We start from the raw sequence: 16,408 nt of genomic DNA on the forward strand, positions 1-16,408 counted from the left end.
CTCACCGCAGCGCCCCCTCAGCCGGTCCGGAGGCACCCCCTTGTCCACGTCGTCCACGTCGTCCACGTCGTCCACGCCTGTCGACGACGATCCGCTCGCCCGCGAACGCGCCCACCTCTCCTCGTCCCGGGGCGCCCTGCGTGCCATGCGCGAGGACGTGGAGGCCCTCGACATCAAGGACGTCACCGCGAACTGGGTCAACGCCCAGATCCTGGAGCGCCAGATCGAGGAGCGCATCAAGGCGCTCGCCGACCTCAGCCACACCCCGTTGTTCTTCGGCCGGCTCGACTACCTGCACGCCCCCGGCGCCGATCAGGCGGAGGGCGCGGAGGGGGAGCAGTTCTACATCGGGCGTCGGCATGTGCACGACGGCGCCGGCGACCCGATGGTCATCGACTGGCGTGCGCCGGTCTCGCAGCCGTTCTACCGGGCCTCGAAGAAGGACCCGATGGACGTCGGGCTGCGCCGCCGCTTCGGCTACACCGGCGGCGACCTCACCGCCTACGAGGACGAGCACCTGTCCGACCCGGCGGAGACGGCGCGGACCAGCAAGCTGCTCCAGCGGGAGATCGAGCGGCCCCGTGTCGGACCGATGCGTGACATCGTCGCCACCATCCAGCCCGAGCAGGACGAGATCGTGCGCAGCGGGCTGGGCGGGACGGTCTGCGTCCAGGGAGGGCCGGGCACCGGTAAGACGGCCGTCGGTCTGCACCGGGTGGCGTATCTGCTGTACGCCCACCGCGAGCGGCTCGCCCGCACCGGCACGCTGGTCATCGGGCCGAACCGGTCCTTCCTCCAGTACATCGAGCAAGTGCTGCCCGCGCTGGGCGAGTTGGCGGTGCGCCAGGGCACGGTCGACGACCTGGTGGCTCATGTGGAGGTGCGGGGCACGGACGACGCGGCGGCGGCGGTCGTCAAGGGCGACGCGAGGATGGCGCAGGTGCTGCGGCGGGCCGTGTACTCGCATGTCGGCAAGCCGGGCGAACCGCTCGTCGTCGTACGCGGCTCGCGGCGGTGGCGACTCCCGGCGTACGAAATCGAGGAGATGGTCCAGGAGTTGCTGGAGCGGGACATCCGCTACGGCGCCGCCCGCGAGGCCCTGCCGCAGCGCATCGCGCACGCGATCCTGGTGCAGATGGAACGCTCGGGCGAGGCCCCGGACGACCGGGTGCAGGACGCCGTCGCCCGCAACAGCGCGGTGAAGGCGGCCGTGAAGGAGGTCTGGCCGGCCGTCGATCCGGCGAAGCTGGTGCTCCGGCTGCTCACGGACGCCGAGTTCCTCGCCGAACACGCGAAGGGCGTGCTGAGCGAGGACGAGCAGAAGACGATCCTGTGGGCGGCGCCGGGATCCGGCAGAAGGCCGGCCCGGACCGTGAAGGCGGCCAGGTGGTCGGCGGCGGACGCGGTGCTGATCGACGAGGCGACCGACCTCGTCGAGCGCACCCACTCCCTCGGTCATGTGGTCCTGGACGAGGCGCAGGACCTGTCCCCCATGCAGTACCGGGCGGTCGGCCGGCGCTGCACGACGGGTTCGGCGACCGTGCTGGGCGACCTGGCGCAGGGCACCACCCCGTGGGCGACCCGCAGCTGGCAGGAGGCCCTCGGTCACCTGGGCAAGGCGGACGCGGTGATCGAGGAACTGACGGCGGGTTTCCGCGTGCCGACGGACGTCATCACCTACGCCTCGCGCCTGCTCCCGCACATCGCGCCGGGCCTGACGCCCGTCGCCTCGGTCCGCGAGAATCCCGGCTTCTTCGACCTCCGGCCGGTCGTGGGCGACGCCGAGGTCGTCGCGGCCTGCGAGGAGTTGCTGCGCAACGAGGGCTCGACGGGCCTGATCGCGGCCGACGCCCGGATCCCGGCGCTGGCCGAAGCACTGACCGGGTCGGGCATCGGCCACCTCTCCCCGGGCGAGGAGACGACGGCCGAGACCCGCCTCACCCTGGTCCCGGCCTCCCTGGCCAAGGGCCTGGAGTACGACTACGTCGTCCTGGACGAGCCCCAGGCGGTGGTGGACGGCGAACCGGACGAGCGGACGGGCCTGCGACGGCTGTACGTGGCGCTGACCCGAGCGGTGTCGGGCCTGATCGTGACCCACGCGGCCCCCCTGCCGCCCCAACTCGCCTGACCCACCCCGACCCCGACCCCGCTCGGTCCACCCGGGCCGCCCGACCTATTCGCCCCGCTCGCCGTCCACCGCTCGCCGCCACTCCTCCACGGCCCGCGCCGACACGGGGCCGGTCCAGCCGTCGGGCCGGGCCGCGCCGCCGATGTGGAAGGCGTCGACGCCCCCGGCCCTGAGCACCGGCACATGGTCGAGGCGCAGGCCGCCGCCGACGAGGAGCTGCTGCTCGTAGCCCTGTTCCCCGTGCCGTGCCGCCTCCGCGAGGAGGGTGGGCAGGCCGGTGTCGACGCCGGTGGCGGCACCGGCGGTGAGGTAGGTGTCCAGTCCGGGCAGGCCGTCCAGCTGCTTGCGCAGGGCGTCGCGGTCGGCGGCGTGGTCGAGGGCGCGGTGGAAGGTCCAGCGGCAGCCGTCCAGTTCGGCGACGACCCGCTCCACCGCGGTCAGGTCCACCCCGCCCTCCGCGTCGAGGAACCCGAGGACGAACTCGTCCGCGCCGGCCGCCCGCAGCTCGCCGGCGACCCGTACGAGGGAGCCGACCTCCTCGGCGGCTCCCGCCGCGAAGCCTTCGGAGCGTCTCAGCATCACGCGCAGGGAGAGGTCGACGGCGGCCCTGATGCCGGCGAAGACCGCGACCGGCGGGGTGAGCCCGTCGGCTGCCATGTCGGTGACCAGCTCGAGGCGGTCCGCGCCTCCGGTCTGGGCGGCGACCGCGTCCTCGACGTCGAGGGCGATCACCTCCAGAACTGCACGCATGCTCATGGCACCCCATTCGTCGGCGTTCATCGCGTTCGTCGGCTTCATCGGCTTCATCGGGCCGACTACAGGTCTAGTCCAATTCAACAATACGCCGGAGAACCCCGGCCGCACGCGCGACAATGGGGCCATGGCCGATCTCGACGCCCTGCGCACCCGTTTCAGCCACACCCTGGACAGGACCAGGGGCCCGGCCGACGGCCCCGACCCGGCGCCGTACGCCGACGACCTCCTCGCCCGCTGGCAGGAGCCGCAGCGCCGCTACCACACGCTCACCCACCTCACCGAGGTCCTCGACCGCGTCGACGTACTCGCGCAGCACGCCGCCGACCCGGACGTCGTCCGGCTGGCCGCCTGGTTCCACGACGCCGTGTATCTGCCCGACCGGTCCGAGAACGAGGAGCGCTCCGCCCGCCTCGCCGAGCGCGCCCTGCCCGAGGCGGGGGTGTCGCCAGAGCGGACCGCCGAGGTCGCGAGGCTCGTCCGGCTCACCGTCACCCACGATCCGGCCGACGACGACCTCGACGGCCAGGTCCTGTGCGACGCCGACCTCGCGATCCTCGCCGCACCGCCGAGCGCGTACGCCGCCTACACCGCCGCCGTCCGCGAGGAGTACCACTTCGTCCCGAACGACGCCTTCCGGGCCGGCCGGGCGGACGTCCTGCGCCGGCTCCTCGAGCTGCCCCGGCTGTTCAGGACCTCGTACGGGAGCGAGCGGTGGGAGGCCACGGCCCGCTACAACCTGCGGGGCGAACTGGAACTGCTCGCCTCGTGACCATCCCGCGCATCCCCACCGACCGCCTCACCCTCGAAGGCATCTCGCCCAGTGCCGCCGCCGGACTGCGGGCGGGCGGCGGCGGAGGCTTCACCTGGCTCGGGGGCGAACCGTTCGAGGGCACCCGGGACGCCGCCGGGATGATCGCGAAGGCGTTCGTGTCCGGCGTACACCGTCCGGAGTTCGGCATGTACGTCCTGGTGCGGCGGGAGGACGGCCGGGCCGTCGGCAGCATGAGCTTCCACTCGGCTCCCGACGAGGACGGCCGCACGGAGGTCGGCTACGACCTGGTCGAGGCCGCCCGCGGCCACGGTTACGCGACGGAGGCGCTGCGCGCGCTGGCCGGCTGGGCGCTGGCGCGGGACGACGTACGACGCCTGTTCGCCGTCGTCGAGCACGCCAACGCTTCCTCCCGTGGCGTGCTCGAGCGGGCCGGGTTCGTGAAGGTCACCGCGGGCGACGAGGAGGACGCGTACGAGCTGCGCGGCCGGGAGCACCTGCCCTAGGACACCCGCCGACCCGCCCCACCCGCCGGCCTCCCGCCGCCCTACGCCCCGGGCGCCCTACCGCCCCGCCGCCCAGGCTTGCGGACGGCATGCGTCCCGCGCCCTGCCTACCGGGCGCCCCGCCTACCGGTCACGCCACCTCCCGGGCGGCATGCTCCCCGCGTCCCGCCTCCCGGGCGGCATGCTCCGGCGCGCTCTACCTCCCGGCGCCCTTGCGTCTGCGCAGCCCGGACTCTGTCAGCAGGCGCACCACCTCGCGGCTGGTCACCTCGACCGCGCCGGCCGCCACCACCTCGGCGTGGCGGTGCGAGGGAATGTCGTAGTGATCGCGCTCGAAGGCGCGCCGCGGGACGCCCAACCCCTCGGCGAAGAGGTGCAGTTCGGCGTACGAGACATCGCTGACGAGGTGGGACCACATACGGCCGTGGCCCGGCCAGTCCGGCGGGTCGATGTAGACGGTCACGGGAGCCTCACGAGGACGGCTCGCCTCCCAGGACCGGCCCCAGCGAGCCCACCGAGGCGACCTTCACGCCGGCCTGGTGGCACACCCAGTGCGGGTCGGGGCCGAGTTCGGGCTCGACCTCGAGGGCGTGCGGGTCGCCGGAGCCGCAGACCGGGCACAGGGGCCAGCGCCCGTGCCGCTCCAGCAGCGCGTCCTGCACGTCCTGCGCCACCAGCCCCGCCACGAACGCCACGCCGTCCGGCCACTGCTCGACCCACCAGCGCCGCTGCACCACGGAGTCCTCGACCAGCGACACCACATCCGCCGCGGCGACCTCGCCCGAGGCCAGATCGGCCAGCACGAGGGCGCGTGCCGTGTGCAACGCCTGTTCCAGGGGGCTGATGGGGTCCATGCCCCCATTGTGCGCACTCTTGACCCCGAGCCCGAACAGAAAATAGCTTTCAGAGGTGACCAAGGTAGTGAAGGAAACCTTCAATCCCGATCCCGCCGCCCTCGCCGCCAAGGTCCGCACCCTGGCCCCCTCCCTGACCCGCTCCATGCGGCGCGTCGCCGAAGCCGTCGCGAACGACCCGGCGGGCTGCGCCGCCCTCACGGTCACCGGTCTCGCCGAACGCACCGGCACCAGCGAGGCGACCGTCGTGCGCACCGCCCGTCTGCTCGGCTACCCCGGCTACCGCGACCTGCGGCTCGCCCTCGCCGGGCTGGCGGCGCAGCAGCGGTCCGGGCGGGCGCCCGCCATCACCACCGACATCGCGGTCGACGATCCGCTGGCGGACGTGGTCGCCAAACTCGCCCGCGACGAGCGGCAGACCCTCGCCGACACCGCCGCCGCCCTCGACACCGGCCAGCTCGAGGCGGCCGTCACCGCCGCGGCGACCGCACGGCGCGTCGACGTGTACGGCGTCGGGGCGTCCGGGCTGGTCGCCCAGGACCTCACCCAGAAGCTGCTGCGGATAGGGCTCATCGCGCACGCCCACAGCGACACCCACCTCGCGGTGACGAACGCGGTCCAGTTGGCCGCCGGTGACCTCGCGATCGCCATCACGCACTCCGGTGCGACGCGGGACGTCATCGAACCGCTGCGGGTGGCGTTCGAGCGCGGGGCCACCACCGTCGCCGTCACCGGGCGGCCGAAGAGCGCGGTGACGCAGTACGCCGATCATGTGCTGGCCACGTCGACCGCGCGGGAGAGCGAGCTGCGTCCGGCGGCGATGTCGTCCCGGACGAGTCAGCTGCTGGTGGTCGACTGCCTGTTCGTGGGGGTGGCCCAGCGGACCTACGCGACGGCCGCGCCGGCGTTGGCCGCGTCGTACGAGGCGTTGGCCCACCGGCACCGGTAGACCGTGAAGGTGCAGACAGCTGCGCAGGCCGTTGTTGCAGACAGTCGTCCGACCCGCACCGGAAAGAGCCCTTCCAGATGACCTCCCAGCCCGACCCCAGTGAGCTGCGCGCCGCGCTCGAATCCCTCACCACCGAAGCGTTCCGCTCCGATCTCGCCGAGATCGACCGGCTCCCCACCCTCGACATCGCCCGGCTCATGAACGGGGAGGACTCCGACGTCCCCACCGCCGTCGGTGCGCGGCTCCCGCAGATCGCCGCCGTCATCGACGCGGTCGCCGCGCGCATGGCACGTGGGGGCCGGCTGGTCTACGCCGGCGCCGGTACCGCCGGGCGGCTCGGGGTGCTCGACGCCTCCGAGTGCCCGCCGACCTTCAACACCGCGCCCGGCCAGGTCGTCGGGCTGATCGCGGGCGGCCCGTCGGCCATGGTCACCTCCGTCGAGGGCGCCGAGGACTCCGAGGAGCTCGCCGAAGCGGATCTGGCCGCCCTCGCGCTCACCCCCGACGACACCGTGGTCGGTGTCTCCGCCTCGGGTCGCACCCCGTACGCCGTCGGCGCCGTGCGGTACGCGCGGTCCCGGGGCGCCCTGACCGTCGGGCTGGCCTGCAACCCGGGCAGTGTGCTGGCCGACGTCGCCGAGCACGGGATCGAGGTGGTCGTGGGGGCCGAGCTGCTCACCGGCTCCACCCGGCTGAAGGCGGGCACGGCGCAGAAGCTGGTGCTGAACATGATCTCGACGATCACGATGATCCGGCTGGGCAAGACGTACGGGAACCTGATGGTCGACGTCCGTGCCTCGAACGAGAAGCTGCGGGCCCGTTCCCGGCGGATCGTGGCGCTGGCGACCGGGGCGGACGAGCCGGAGATCGAGGCCGCCCTCGCGGCCACCGACGGCGAGGTGAAGAACGCGATCCTCGCCCTGCTGGCCGGGGTGGACGGTCCGGCGGCCGCCCGCCTTCTGGAGGAGTCCGGGGGCCATCTGCGCGCCGCGCTCGGTGCGGCGGCCGGCTGAGCCGCACGCTCGGGGGATGCGTATCGACTCCTCCTCCACAGCCGCCGCGATCCTGCCCCTGGTGGGCGGCCCGGCGAACGTCACGTCCGTCGCCCACTGCATGACCCGGCTGCGGCTGGGCCTCGCCGATCCGTCCCGCGCGGACGAGGAGGCGCTGCGGGCGGTGCCCGGGGTGCTCGGGGTCGTCGTGGACGACGGCTCCTACCAGGTGGTCCTCGGGCCGGGCGTGGTGACGCGGGTGACGGCCGACTTCGAGCAGCTGCTCGCCCGGCCGTCCACCGCCGACGAACTGGGCGCGCGGGGGGCCGAGTTGCGGGAGGAGCGGCGCAGGGGCAACGCGACTCCGTTCAAGACCGGCCTGCGTCGGCTGGCCGCGGTGTTCGTCCCGCTGATCCCCGCCCTCATCGGCTGCGGGATCCTCGCCGGGGTCAACGGTCTGCTGGTCAACGCCGGGTGGCTGCCCGGCCTCAGCCCCGCCCTGGCCGCCGTCGCCTCCGCCTTCATGGCGCTGATCGCCGTCTTCGTCGGCCACAACACGGCGAAGGAGTTCGGCGGCACCCCGATCCTGGGCGGTGCGGTCGCGGCGATCGTCGTCTACCCGGGGGTCGCGAAGGTGACGGCGTTCGGGGTGACCCTCGCCCCCGGCCAGGGCGGGGTCCTCGGCGCGCTGGCGGCCGCGTTCCTCGCGACCCGCGTCGAGAAGTGGTGCCGCGGCCGGGTCCCGGAGGCGCTGGACGTACTCCTCACCCCGACCCTGACGGTCCTCGTCACCGGGCTCTGCACGCTGTACGGCCTGATGTACGCGGCCGGCGCGATGTCCTCGGCCATCGGCACGGCGGCGAACTGGCTGCTGGCGACGACGGGCGCCTTCGCCGGTCTGGTGCTCGGCGGCCTCTTCCTGCCGCTGGTGATGCTCGGCCTGCACCAGGCCCTCATCCCCATCCACACCACCCTCATCGACCAGCAGGGCTACACGGTTCTGCTGCCCGTTCTGGCGATGGCGGGCGCGGGCCAGGTCGGCGCCGCGCTGGCGGTGTACGTCCGGCTGCGCCACGACGCGTCCATCCGGACGACGATCAGGTCGGCGCTCCCGGCCGGGCTGCTGGGCGTCGGGGAGCCCCTGATCTACGGGGTGTCGCTCCCGCTGGGCCGCCCCTTCCTCACCGCCTGCGCGGGCGGGGCGGCCGGCGGGGCCTTCGTCGGCTACTTCGCGATGCTCGGCGACAAGGTGGGGGCGACGGCGATCGGCCCGTCCGGCTGGGCCCTGTTCCCGCTGCTGGCGGGCAACCGGGGACTGGGCCTGACGGCGGCGGTCTACGCGGGCGGACTGCTGACGGGGTACGCGGTCGGCTTCGCGGCGACCTACGCCTTCGGCGTCACCGACCGCGTCACCGACCGTGTCACCGCCCGCGTCACCGACGACGTGACGGCCGGCGCTACTTCCCGCGGGAGCGTGAGCGGTGGCCCTGGTGGCCCGACACCTCGCCGATCCAGCTGACGAAGGCGCCCGGGTCCAGGTCGGCGCCGTGGCCGGCGTCCCAGTAGTAGGACGTGTCGACGTCGTCGCCGAGGGCGGTCAGGCGGGTGGCGAGGTTGGCGGCCACGGACAGCGAGGTGTCGCTGTCCTTCGTGCCGAGGCGTATCCACCAGTGCTTCGCGCGGTGCGGGTTGACCTTGTCGACGAGGTGGTACATCGGGTTCATCAGGTGGAGCTTGGCGGGGAGGTCGGTGTCCAGGCGGGCGCTGTCGCCGGCCTCGTGGCGGAGGCTGTAGAGCGTGAAGTGGCGGGCTTTGGTGGTGCCGGTGCCGAAGAGGTTGCACTCGGGCGTGGACAGGTCGAAGCCGTCGAAGGAGGGGGCGCTCTTCTTGCGGGCGCCGACGTGGGTGAGGAAGTCCGCCCAGGTGAAGCCGGCCTTGCCCGCGGACCAGGTGATGAAGGGGTTCGCGGCGAGGTAGGCGTCGCGGGCGGCGTCCGTCAGGGCCGCCAGGTACGTGGTGGCGGAGGGCTGGATGAACGTCTCCAGGATGTACGTGTCGAGGTTGCGGGCGGTGAGGGCGCCGTAGCCCCTGGCGCGCAGTTTCAGGGACGCCAGGTAGTCCGTGTACTGGGCCTTCAGGTCGGCGGAGATCGTCGCGTCGACCGTCGCGCCGGAGGCCGGCGGGTTGGCGCCCCAGCACCACTCGTAGGCGGCGTCGGCGTGCTCCAGGTCGGTGATGGGGCACCAGTCGCCGCTGGCGAAGATGGCGTCGGAGGTGTCCGCCGCGCCGATCTCCGCCAGGTAGGAGTCGTACAGCGGGCTGTCGCCTGAGGCGCCGAGCAGCGCGGAGAGGGCGCCTCCGGCGCTGACGCCGGAGGAGACGATCCGCTCGACGTCGCCGGGAACGCGGCCCTTGTTGAACTTCAGGTAGCGCACGGCCGCCTTGAGGTCGACGATCGCGGCGGGCGCGGTGCCGTAGTACGTGCCGTTCGCGTCGACGAGGCTACGGCCGCGGGCGCCGGGCTCCACGACGACGTACCCGGCGGCCAGCGCCAGCCCCTGCCGGCTGGTGCCGCCGCCCATGCCGGACGCGCTGATCCCGGTGGCGTTCGCGACGGAGGACGGCATGTAACCGCCGACGGCGTTGGCGAAGAGGATGGGCGCGTCGGAGGCGTCCACGGCGGTGCCGTCGATGGACACGGGGGCGCTGACGTTCAGGGACTGGTAGGCCGCGTTCACCGGATTCGCCACGTAACTGGCGACCTTGAAGAAGCGGTAGGTCACGCTGTGCGCGGTGCCGGTGGTGTCCTTGATGCTGATGGTCTGCTCGGTGTAGGCGGTGGGGTCGAAGACCAGGGAGGCGTCGGCAGCCGCCCCGGAGCCCGCGGCAGCCCTGCCCTGAGCGGCAGCCCTGCCCTGAGCGGCCGCGGCGGCCTCGGGGGCGAACCCGAGGGCGGGCACGGCCCCTGCCGCGGTGAGCCCCATGACCACAGTCCTGCGCTTCACTCGCTTCACATCCGTCTCTTCAGTAGGCAGCTCTTGCCGTCGCTCCTTTGCTACCACCCACCCCCCTGAATCGTCACCGAAATTGTCAACAATCACAGCCGGGGGGCGCAGATTGGCCGAGAGCAGCCGTCCGCCGCGCCGCCCTACCCTTGGAGCCATGAACCACGCCCAGCTCACCGCGCTCGGCCGCGCCCTCCGACTCCTCGGCGAGCACGGCGAAGCGCTCACCGCCGACACCCCCGACACCCGGCTGCACGAGGTCAAGGCCGATCTGCGGCGTGCCCTGGACCTGCTGGACGACAGCGTCGTCGGCGCCACGCCCACCACCCGCTGCGCCGAGCACCCGCACGGCCCGGTCGACGAGGCGGCTCCCGACCTGTGCCTGCTCTGCGAGACCCGCCGCCGGGCGGCCCGCCGCGCCGAGTTCAACGGCCCCGCCCCGCAGGCGCCTTACACCACCCCCACCCCCTCCCGTTACGGCACCCGCGCCGACCGCCCACAGCCCCAGCAGCGCTGGCTGGCGGAGCTGTGGAACGGCCAGGAGTGGCAGCTCTGCGGGACGCCGCGCCGGGACCGCCGAGAGGCCGAGCTCTACATCGCCGCCCTGCGCCGCGGGTCCCGGGCCGCGATGGCCTACCGCCTGGTGCACGAGTTCACCGACTACGAGGTGCTGCGGATCTGGGGCACCCCGGTGAAGGTCGACATCGAACCCCTCGGCAACCTCTAGGCGTTCGGGGCCCTCTCAGCCGCTGGCGCCGGTCCCCGGCACCCCCCGGCACCGCCCCCTCGACACCGTCTCCGGCACTGCCCTAGACGCCGCCCTGGACACTGCCCTCGACGCCGTCCGAGACGCTTCCGTCCAGCAACGGCAGCGGCGGGAAGCCGTGGCCCTCCCACAGCCTGCGGGACGTCTCCTCCGGGTACGGGCGCACCTCCGGCTCGGCGTCCAGCACCTGGACCAGCCTCCGCTCCGGGTCGTAGGCCGGCCAGCCCGGGTCTCCCGTCCGCGCGAAGGACGTCCACGACCGGTGGAAGCTCGCCGTCAGGGCACGGGCCTCGTCCGTCACCTGCGCCCCCGCGAACAGCAGGTTCCCGAGGTCCGCCGCGTAGGTGCCGAACAGCAGCGGGATGTCCAGGCCGTGGCACGCGCCCAGGACGCCGCCGGCTCCCGGGGCCGGCCAGGTCAGTTCGTAGACATGGGCCCGGCCACCGCCCGCCACCTGCGCCTCGGCCAGGTGCAGGGAGGGTATGTGGAACAGCCAGTCCGACTGCACCCTCTCGTACAGCTCGCCCGGATCCGCGTCCGGGAAGGCCGACCGGTAGGCCTGCTCGCCCTCCGGTCCCCCACCCGGCGCGAACAGCCGGAGCACGGCCGTCGCCTGTTCCTCGGTCACCTTGCCCAGCAGGCCGCCCAGGACGAGGAACAGCCGGTACTCCTGCGCGTTGTGTCCGACGATCAGCTCGACGTCCCGAGCGGCGCCCGCCGCCAGCGCCTCCCAGGGGGTGGTCGGCAGGACCTCGCCGTCGACCACCGGAGAGAACGGGGTGACCGTGGGCGCGGCCTGCCCCCACCGGTTGACCCGCTGGGCCATCTTCGCGCCCAGCGCCGCACCGGCCTCGGTCAGCGTGCGCGGGTCCACCGTGGCCAGGTCGGCGGCCGTCGGACGCAGTCCGGCCTCCGCGGCGATCGCGCTCGCGAGGTCACGGGCCAGTTCGTCGGAGAAGTAGGTGCCGGGCACGCTCTGCGCGATGGCCCGCCCGAACAGGCCCCGGGCACTCGGCATGGCCAGCAGCGCGGCCACCGAACCGGCCCCCGCCGACTCGCCGAATACGGTCACCCGGCCCGGGTCGCCGCCGAACGCCGCGATGTTGTCCCGCACCCACTCCAGCGCGGCGACCTGGTCCAGCAGCCCCCGGTTGGCGGGAGCGCCCTCGATCCGCGCGAACCCCTCTATGCCGACGCGGTAGTTGAAGGTGACGATGACCAGGTCGCCGGCGCGGGCGAGGTGCTGCGCGTCGTAACCGGGACTGCCGGAGTGGCCGAGCTTGTAGGCGCCGCCGTAGATCCACACCATCACCGGCCGGGCGGCCGACGTGTCCGGTTCCGTGTCCGGTGTCCAGACGTTGACCGTCAGCCAGTCGTCGCCGGTGGGGGCGTCCAGGATCCCCGCCCGGCCCTGGATGCCCGCCTCCTGCGGGGGCGGCGGCCCGAAGGCGTACGCCTCCCGTATCCCGTCCCACCGGTGGGGCGGGCGGGGGGCCTGGAAGCGGGCCTCGCCGACCGGGGGCGCGGCGAAGGGGATGCCGCGGAAGACCGTCAGGTCCTCCTCGCGGCGGCCTCGTACGGCGCCGGCGGCGGTGCGGGCGACGAGCCGGTCAGTGGCGTCGGTGGCGTCGGGTGTCGTCATTGATCACTCCTGAATTGGCGGCTGCTCATGGAACGGGCGGTGATCGGGGAAAGTGCCGAAGACGGCTGCCACCCCTCGTGTGGGTGACAGCCGCCTCCGACAGGTCAGCGGCTTCCGGCAGTTCAGTTGCCTTCCGGCAGTCGGTCGGCGTTCACGCCTTGACCGGGGCGGTCTCCTCGGCGCCTTGCACCACCGAGAGTCCCGCCGGGGCCTTGCGCTTCGGGATGAACGTGGCGAGGAGGAAGGCGGCCAGGGCCGCGCCGGCGCCGATGGCCATGATGACCTTGAAGCCGTTCTCCGAGGGGAGGGCGTAGCCGCCGAAGTCGGTGGTCATCTGGGCGAGGATCACACCGGCGATGGCGCTGGCGAAGCTGGTGCCCAGGGACCGCATCAGGGTGTTGAGGCTGTTGGCCGCGCCTGTCTGGGAGGGGTCCACGGCGCCCATGATCAGGGCCGGGAGCGCGCCGTAGGTGAAGCCGATGCCGGCGCCGATGATGCAGGACACCAGGATCAGGTGCCAGACCTCGGACATGAGCAGGATGTTCAGGCCGTAGCCGGAGGCGACGATCAGCGCGCCGATCATCAGGGTGACCTTGGGGCCCTTGGCCTTGGTGACCTTGGCGGACGCGGCGGACATGACCATCATGACCAGGCCCTGCGGGGCCAGCACCAGGCCGACGGTCAGCATCGACCTGCCCAGGCCGTAGCCGGTCTGCTCGGGCAGCTGGAGCAGCTGCGGCAGGACCAGGGACATCGCGAACATCGAGAAGCCGAGGGCGATCGAGGCGAGGTTGGTGAAGAGCACCTGGGGCTTGGCCGTCGTACGCAGGTCCACGAGCGGCTGCTTGGCCTTCAGCTCCCACCAGCCCCAGGCGGCCAGGATCAGGACGGCCGCGACGCCCAGGCCCAGCGTCGTGCCGGAGGTCCAGCCCCAGTCGGCGCCCTTGGACACGGCCAGCAGCAGCGAGACCAGACCGGCCGACAGGCCCAGCGAGCCGACGAGGTCGAAGCGGCCGCCGACGCGGTTCTGCGATTCCGGCACGCACACCAGGACGAGCAGGAAGGAGACGACGCCGAGGGCGGCGGAGGTCCAGAAGAGGATGTGCCAGTCCCAGTTGTCCGCGATGAACGCGGCGGTGGGCAGCCCGAGCGCGCCGCCGACGCCGAGGGAGGCGCTCATCACCGCCGTCGAACCGGCGAGCTTCTCGGCGGAGACCGTGTCCCGCAGGATGCTGATGCCCAGCGGCACCACGGCGGCCGACAGGCCCTGCAGCGCGCGACCGATGATCATCGGGACGAGGGAGTCGGCGAGGGCGCAGACCACCGAGCCGGCCACCAGCAGCACGATGCTGGTGAGCAGCATCCGCCGCTTGCCGACCATGTCGCCGAGCCGCCCCACGACCGGGGTGGCGACGGCGGCGGCGAGCAGCGTGGCGGTGACCGCCCAGGCGGTGTCGGAGGCGGGCGCGTCCAGCAGCTTGGGCAGCTCGGGGACGATCGGGATGACCAGGGTCTGCATCAGCGAGACGACGATCCCGGCCAGGGCCAGCACCGCCACCACGGCGTTCGACCTCGGTGGGGCGGATGTTCCCGCCGCAGCGGGTCGGGCAAGGGCGTCGGACATGACAGGGCCTCCGTCGGATGCACGAGGGATGTGAACTGCTTGACTCAAGCAAGCTTATGCAGATTGATTGAGTTAAGCAAGCTAAATTTCCCGTGCCCGTGCTGAACAGGGAGAACGCCGGCATCGGAAGAGGCGGAGGAAGCGGACGAGGCGGAAGGGGTGGACACGGCTGAAGGGGCGGACGCGGCTGAAAGGGTGGACGCGGCTCATGGGGTGGACGGCGCCCGAGGAGAAACCCGCCCGGGCCTCAGCCGTGCCGCGCGATGATCTCCCTGGTCCGCTCCTCGTCCAGCTCGTAGACCGTCTCGTGGGCCCGCGGATCCCGTGCGTGCAGGGTGTGGAACATCGGCCCCGTCGCCCCGCCCAGCTCCACCAGGGACGCGGACGCCCCACGCACCGCCCGTTCGGTGCCGGGCGCGGTGGTCAGGTCGATGCGGTTGACCACCCCGGGCGTCACCCACACCGGCACGGCGGCCAGCAGCCCGAAGAGCTGGAGATGGAAGTGCCCGGTGAGCAGCACACGGACGTCACTCCCCCGGATCACCTCCGCCAGCCCCTCGGGGTCGCGCAGCCCGAAGGCCCGCTGGGTCGCCGAGAGGTCGAGGCTGATCGGGGGGTGGTGGAAGGCGACGACGGTGCCGAGCTCGGCCGGGGTGCTCAGCACGTCCCGCAGCCAGTCCAGTTGGCCTGCGCCGATGCGGCCGTACACCTGCCCCGGCACCAGGGAGTCCAGGGTGACGAGCCGCCAGCCGCCCACCGTGCTGACGGCGGCCCGTTCGGCGCCGGGGAAGTCGAGGACGGCGTCCGGGTGCCCGCTGCCCAGCACCTTCGTGAAGGCGGACCGCTCGTCGTGGTTGCCGGTGGTGTAGAAGACGGGCGCGTCCAGGGAGCGCGCGAAGTCGCCGATCAGCTCCCGTACGGTCGTGTACGCCTCCACCGAGCCGTCGTCGGCGAGGTCGCCGGTGACGACGACCGCGTCCACGTCCCGCTGGTGACGGAGTTCGCCGAGGAGGAGCCGCAGGGAGTCGGCGGCGTCGACCCGACGGCCGTCGGGCCCGTCGACGCGGCCGATATGGGTGTCCGAGAGATGAAGGATTCTCATCTCCCGGACCATACCCGCGAGTTGACGCTCCGCGAGGTGTCGCTCTTCGAGGTCTCGCTCAGCTGAGGGTGCGCAGCGCGGCGGCGTCGTACGGCTTCAGCTCGTCCAGCCGGCCGTCGAGGACCTTGGCCGCCCACTCCGGGTCCTGGAGCAGTGCCCGCCCGACGGCCACCATGTCGAACTCGTCGCGCTCCAGCCGGTCGAGGAGGTCGTCGATGCCCTTGACCGGGGAGCCCTCGCCCGCGAACCCCCTGATGAAGTCGCCGTCGAGGCCGACCGAGCCGACCGTGATGGTGGGCTTGCCGGTGAGCTTCTTCGTCCAGCCCGCGAGGTTGAGGTCCGAGCCGTCGAACTCCGGGAGCCAGTAGCGGCGGGTGGAGGCGTGGAAGGCGTCGACACCGGCGGCGGCGAGCGGGGCGAGGATGGCCTCCAGCTCCTCCGGCGTCTCGGCGAGCCGGGCGTCGTACGCCTCCTGCTTCCACTGCGAGTAGCGGAAGATGATCGGGAATTCGGCCGAGACGGTCTCGCGGACGGCGGCCACGACCTCGGCGGCGAACTTCGCACGGGCCACGGCGTCGCCGCCGTAGGCGTCGGTGCGGCGGTTGGTGCCGGCCCACAGGAACTGGTCCAGGAGGTAACCGTGGGCGCCGTGGAGCTCGACGCCGTCGAAGCCGATGCGCTCGGCGGCGGCCGCGGCCTCGGCGAACGCGCCGATGACGTCGTCCAGGTCGCGCTGGGTCATCGCCTTGCCGGTGCCCTCGGTGCCGTCGACACGGATACCGGAGGGGCCGACGGCGGGCGCGTCCGCGTACGGCGGCTCACCCTGGTTGCGCACCATCCCGATGTGCCACAGCTGCGGCACGATCGTCCCGCCGCCCGCGTGCACGGCCTCCGCGACCTTCGCCCAGCCCGCGAGCTGCTCCGCGCCGTGGAACCGGGGTACCCGGTCGCTCTGCCCCGCGGAATCGTGCCCGACGTACGTCCCCTCGGTGACGATGAGGCCGACACCGGCGGCGGCCCGACGGCCGTAGTACGACACGACGTCCTCGCCGGGAATGCCGTCCGGGGAGAACATCCGCGTCATGGGCGCCATGGCGATGCGGTTCGGGACGGTGAGTCCGTTGATGGACACCGGGCGGGCAAGGATCTCGGCGGCGCGCGTGGCGGCGGGCGGGGTGATGCTCACGTGGGGGGCTCCTCGGGACTATGGACCGGTGGGTATGTGCACATGCATTGAGTATCTCTCCCACTGAAACCCCCCGGCCCTCCGAGCCATTCCGAGCCCCGGGAGACAGCCACTGTGATCCCGACCACG

At 72.9% G+C, this 16,408-nt stretch carries 14 protein-coding genes and 1 pseudogene; 7 read left to right on the top strand and 8 right to left on the bottom strand.

From position 1 onward, the window contains the following. Window positions 1-40: 40 nt before the first annotated feature. A complete protein-coding gene (locus ACIRPU_RS20570; RefSeq protein ID WP_403869118.1) occupies window positions 41-2,128 on the top strand; it encodes a HelD family protein in 2,088 nt (695 codons plus the stop codon). Window positions 2,129-2,173: 45 nt separating this feature from the next. Here the strand turns inward: ACIRPU_RS20570 and ACIRPU_RS20575 are convergent, their stop codons facing one another. Continuing rightward, window positions 2,174-2,884 carry a copper homeostasis protein CutC gene (locus ACIRPU_RS20575; RefSeq protein ID WP_403869503.1) on the bottom strand — a complete coding sequence of 237 codons (711 nt, stop codon included), beginning with the start codon at window positions 2,882-2,884 and terminating at the stop codon, window positions 2,174-2,176. A gap of 124 nt (window positions 2,885-3,008) precedes the next feature. Here ACIRPU_RS20575 and ACIRPU_RS20580 point away from each other — a divergent pair, with 124 nt between their 5' ends. Further along, entirely contained in the window at window positions 3,009-3,653 is a 645-nt protein-coding gene (locus tag ACIRPU_RS20580; protein ID WP_403869120.1) for a hypothetical protein, read from the top strand. Window positions 3,654-3,664: 11 nt separating this feature from the next. Beyond that, window positions 3,665-4,159: pseudogene (locus ACIRPU_RS20585) on the top strand (GNAT family N-acetyltransferase); the annotation flags it as partial. A gap of 196 nt (window positions 4,160-4,355) precedes the next feature. Here the strand turns inward: ACIRPU_RS20585 and ACIRPU_RS20590 are convergent. Together ACIRPU_RS20590 and ACIRPU_RS20595 are read right to left on the bottom strand one after the other, a co-directional pair. Then, window positions 4,356-4,622: a DUF4031 domain-containing protein gene (locus ACIRPU_RS20590; protein WP_403869123.1), complete on the bottom strand. Its 267-nt coding sequence runs from the start codon at window positions 4,620-4,622 to the stop codon at window positions 4,356-4,358. A 7-nt stretch (window positions 4,623-4,629) separates the two neighbouring features. After that, window positions 4,630-5,013, bottom strand: coding sequence for a hypothetical protein (locus tag ACIRPU_RS20595; RefSeq protein ID WP_355706025.1), 384 nt, complete (start codon window positions 5,011-5,013; stop codon window positions 4,630-4,632). Window positions 5,014-5,068: 55 nt separating this feature from the next. Here ACIRPU_RS20595 and ACIRPU_RS20600 point away from each other — a divergent pair, with 55 nt between their 5' ends. The 3 genes from ACIRPU_RS20600 (at window position 5,069) to ACIRPU_RS20610 (ending at window position 8,473) form a co-directional block, all read left to right on the top strand. Continuing rightward, a complete protein-coding gene (locus ACIRPU_RS20600) occupies window positions 5,069-5,962 on the top strand; it encodes a MurR/RpiR family transcriptional regulator (RefSeq protein ID WP_403869126.1) in 894 nt (297 codons plus the stop codon). Window positions 5,963-6,039: 77 nt separating this feature from the next. Beyond that, a complete protein-coding gene (gene murQ / locus ACIRPU_RS20605; RefSeq protein WP_403869129.1) occupies window positions 6,040-6,975 on the top strand; it encodes an N-acetylmuramic acid 6-phosphate etherase in 936 nt (311 codons plus the stop codon). Between the two features lie 16 nt (window positions 6,976-6,991). Further along, a complete protein-coding gene (locus ACIRPU_RS20610) occupies window positions 6,992-8,473 on the top strand; it encodes a PTS transporter subunit EIIC (RefSeq protein WP_403869132.1) in 1,482 nt (493 codons plus the stop codon). On the opposite strand, the gene ACIRPU_RS20615 is transcribed toward ACIRPU_RS20610, so the two are convergent. Continuing rightward, a complete protein-coding gene (locus tag ACIRPU_RS20615; protein WP_403869135.1) occupies window positions 8,412-9,938 on the bottom strand; it encodes a subtype B tannase in 1,527 nt (508 codons plus the stop codon). The genes ACIRPU_RS20610 and ACIRPU_RS20615 overlap by 62 nt on opposite strands. A gap of 178 nt (window positions 9,939-10,116) precedes the next feature. On the opposite strand from ACIRPU_RS20615, the gene ACIRPU_RS20620 reads away from it, so the two are divergent. Continuing rightward, entirely contained in the window at window positions 10,117-10,686 is a 570-nt protein-coding gene (locus ACIRPU_RS20620; protein WP_403869138.1) for a hypothetical protein, read from the top strand. A gap of 82 nt (window positions 10,687-10,768) precedes the next feature. Here the strand turns inward: ACIRPU_RS20620 and ACIRPU_RS20625 are convergent, their stop codons facing one another. The 4 genes from ACIRPU_RS20625 to ACIRPU_RS20640 form a co-directional block, all read right to left on the bottom strand. Beyond that, window positions 10,769-12,367: a carboxylesterase/lipase family protein gene (locus ACIRPU_RS20625; protein ID WP_403869140.1), complete on the bottom strand. Its 1,599-nt coding sequence runs from the start codon at window positions 12,365-12,367 to the stop codon at window positions 10,769-10,771. Between the two features lie 151 nt (window positions 12,368-12,518). Further along, window positions 12,519-13,991, bottom strand: coding sequence for an MFS transporter (locus ACIRPU_RS20630; RefSeq protein WP_403869142.1), 1,473 nt, complete (start codon window positions 13,989-13,991; stop codon window positions 12,519-12,521). Window positions 13,992-14,238: 247 nt separating this feature from the next. After that, window positions 14,239-15,093: a metallophosphoesterase gene (locus ACIRPU_RS20635; protein WP_403869145.1), complete on the bottom strand. Its 855-nt coding sequence runs from the start codon at window positions 15,091-15,093 to the stop codon at window positions 14,239-14,241. 58 nt (window positions 15,094-15,151) lie between these two features. Beyond that, window positions 15,152-16,279 (bottom strand): NADH:flavin oxidoreductase, encoded by a 1,128-nt coding sequence (locus ACIRPU_RS20640; RefSeq protein WP_403869148.1) that lies wholly within the window; start codon window positions 16,277-16,279, stop codon window positions 15,152-15,154. Between the last annotated feature and the right edge of the window lie 129 nt (window positions 16,280-16,408).

It is taken from the genome of Streptomyces sp. NPDC102259, from assembly GCF_044766465.1.
Taxonomy (GTDB): domain Bacteria; phylum Actinomycetota; class Actinomycetes; order Streptomycetales; family Streptomycetaceae; genus Streptomyces.

Excerpts from the sequence above, each read along its gene's own strand:
- ACIRPU_RS20575 (WP_403869503.1), bottom strand. The coding sequence starts at position 2,884 with ATGAGCATGCGTGCAGTTCTGGAGGTGATCGCCCTCGACGTCGAGGAC.
- ACIRPU_RS20580 (WP_403869120.1), top strand. The coding sequence starts at position 3,009 with ATGGCCGATCTCGACGCCCTGCGCACCCGTTTCAGCCACACCCTGGAC.
- ACIRPU_RS20595 (WP_355706025.1), bottom strand. The coding sequence starts at position 5,013 with ATGGACCCCATCAGCCCCCTGGAACAGGCGTTGCACACGGCACGCGCC.
- murQ (WP_403869129.1), top strand. The coding sequence starts at position 6,040 with ATGACCTCCCAGCCCGACCCCAGTGAGCTGCGCGCCGCGCTCGAATCC.
- ACIRPU_RS20610 (WP_403869132.1), top strand. The coding sequence starts at position 6,992 with ATGCGTATCGACTCCTCCTCCACAGCCGCCGCGATCCTGCCCCTGGTG.
- ACIRPU_RS20615 (WP_403869135.1), bottom strand. The coding sequence starts at position 9,938 with ATGGGGCTCACCGCGGCAGGGGCCGTGCCCGCCCTCGGGTTCGCCCCC.
- ACIRPU_RS20620 (WP_403869138.1), top strand. The coding sequence starts at position 10,117 with ATGAACCACGCCCAGCTCACCGCGCTCGGCCGCGCCCTCCGACTCCTC.
- ACIRPU_RS20625 (WP_403869140.1), bottom strand. The coding sequence starts at position 12,367 with ATGACGACACCCGACGCCACCGACGCCACTGACCGGCTCGTCGCCCGC.
- ACIRPU_RS20630 (WP_403869142.1), bottom strand. The coding sequence starts at position 13,991 with ATGTCCGACGCCCTTGCCCGACCCGCTGCGGCGGGAACATCCGCCCCA.
- ACIRPU_RS20635 (WP_403869145.1), bottom strand. The coding sequence starts at position 15,093 with ATGAGAATCCTTCATCTCTCGGACACCCATATCGGCCGCGTCGACGGG.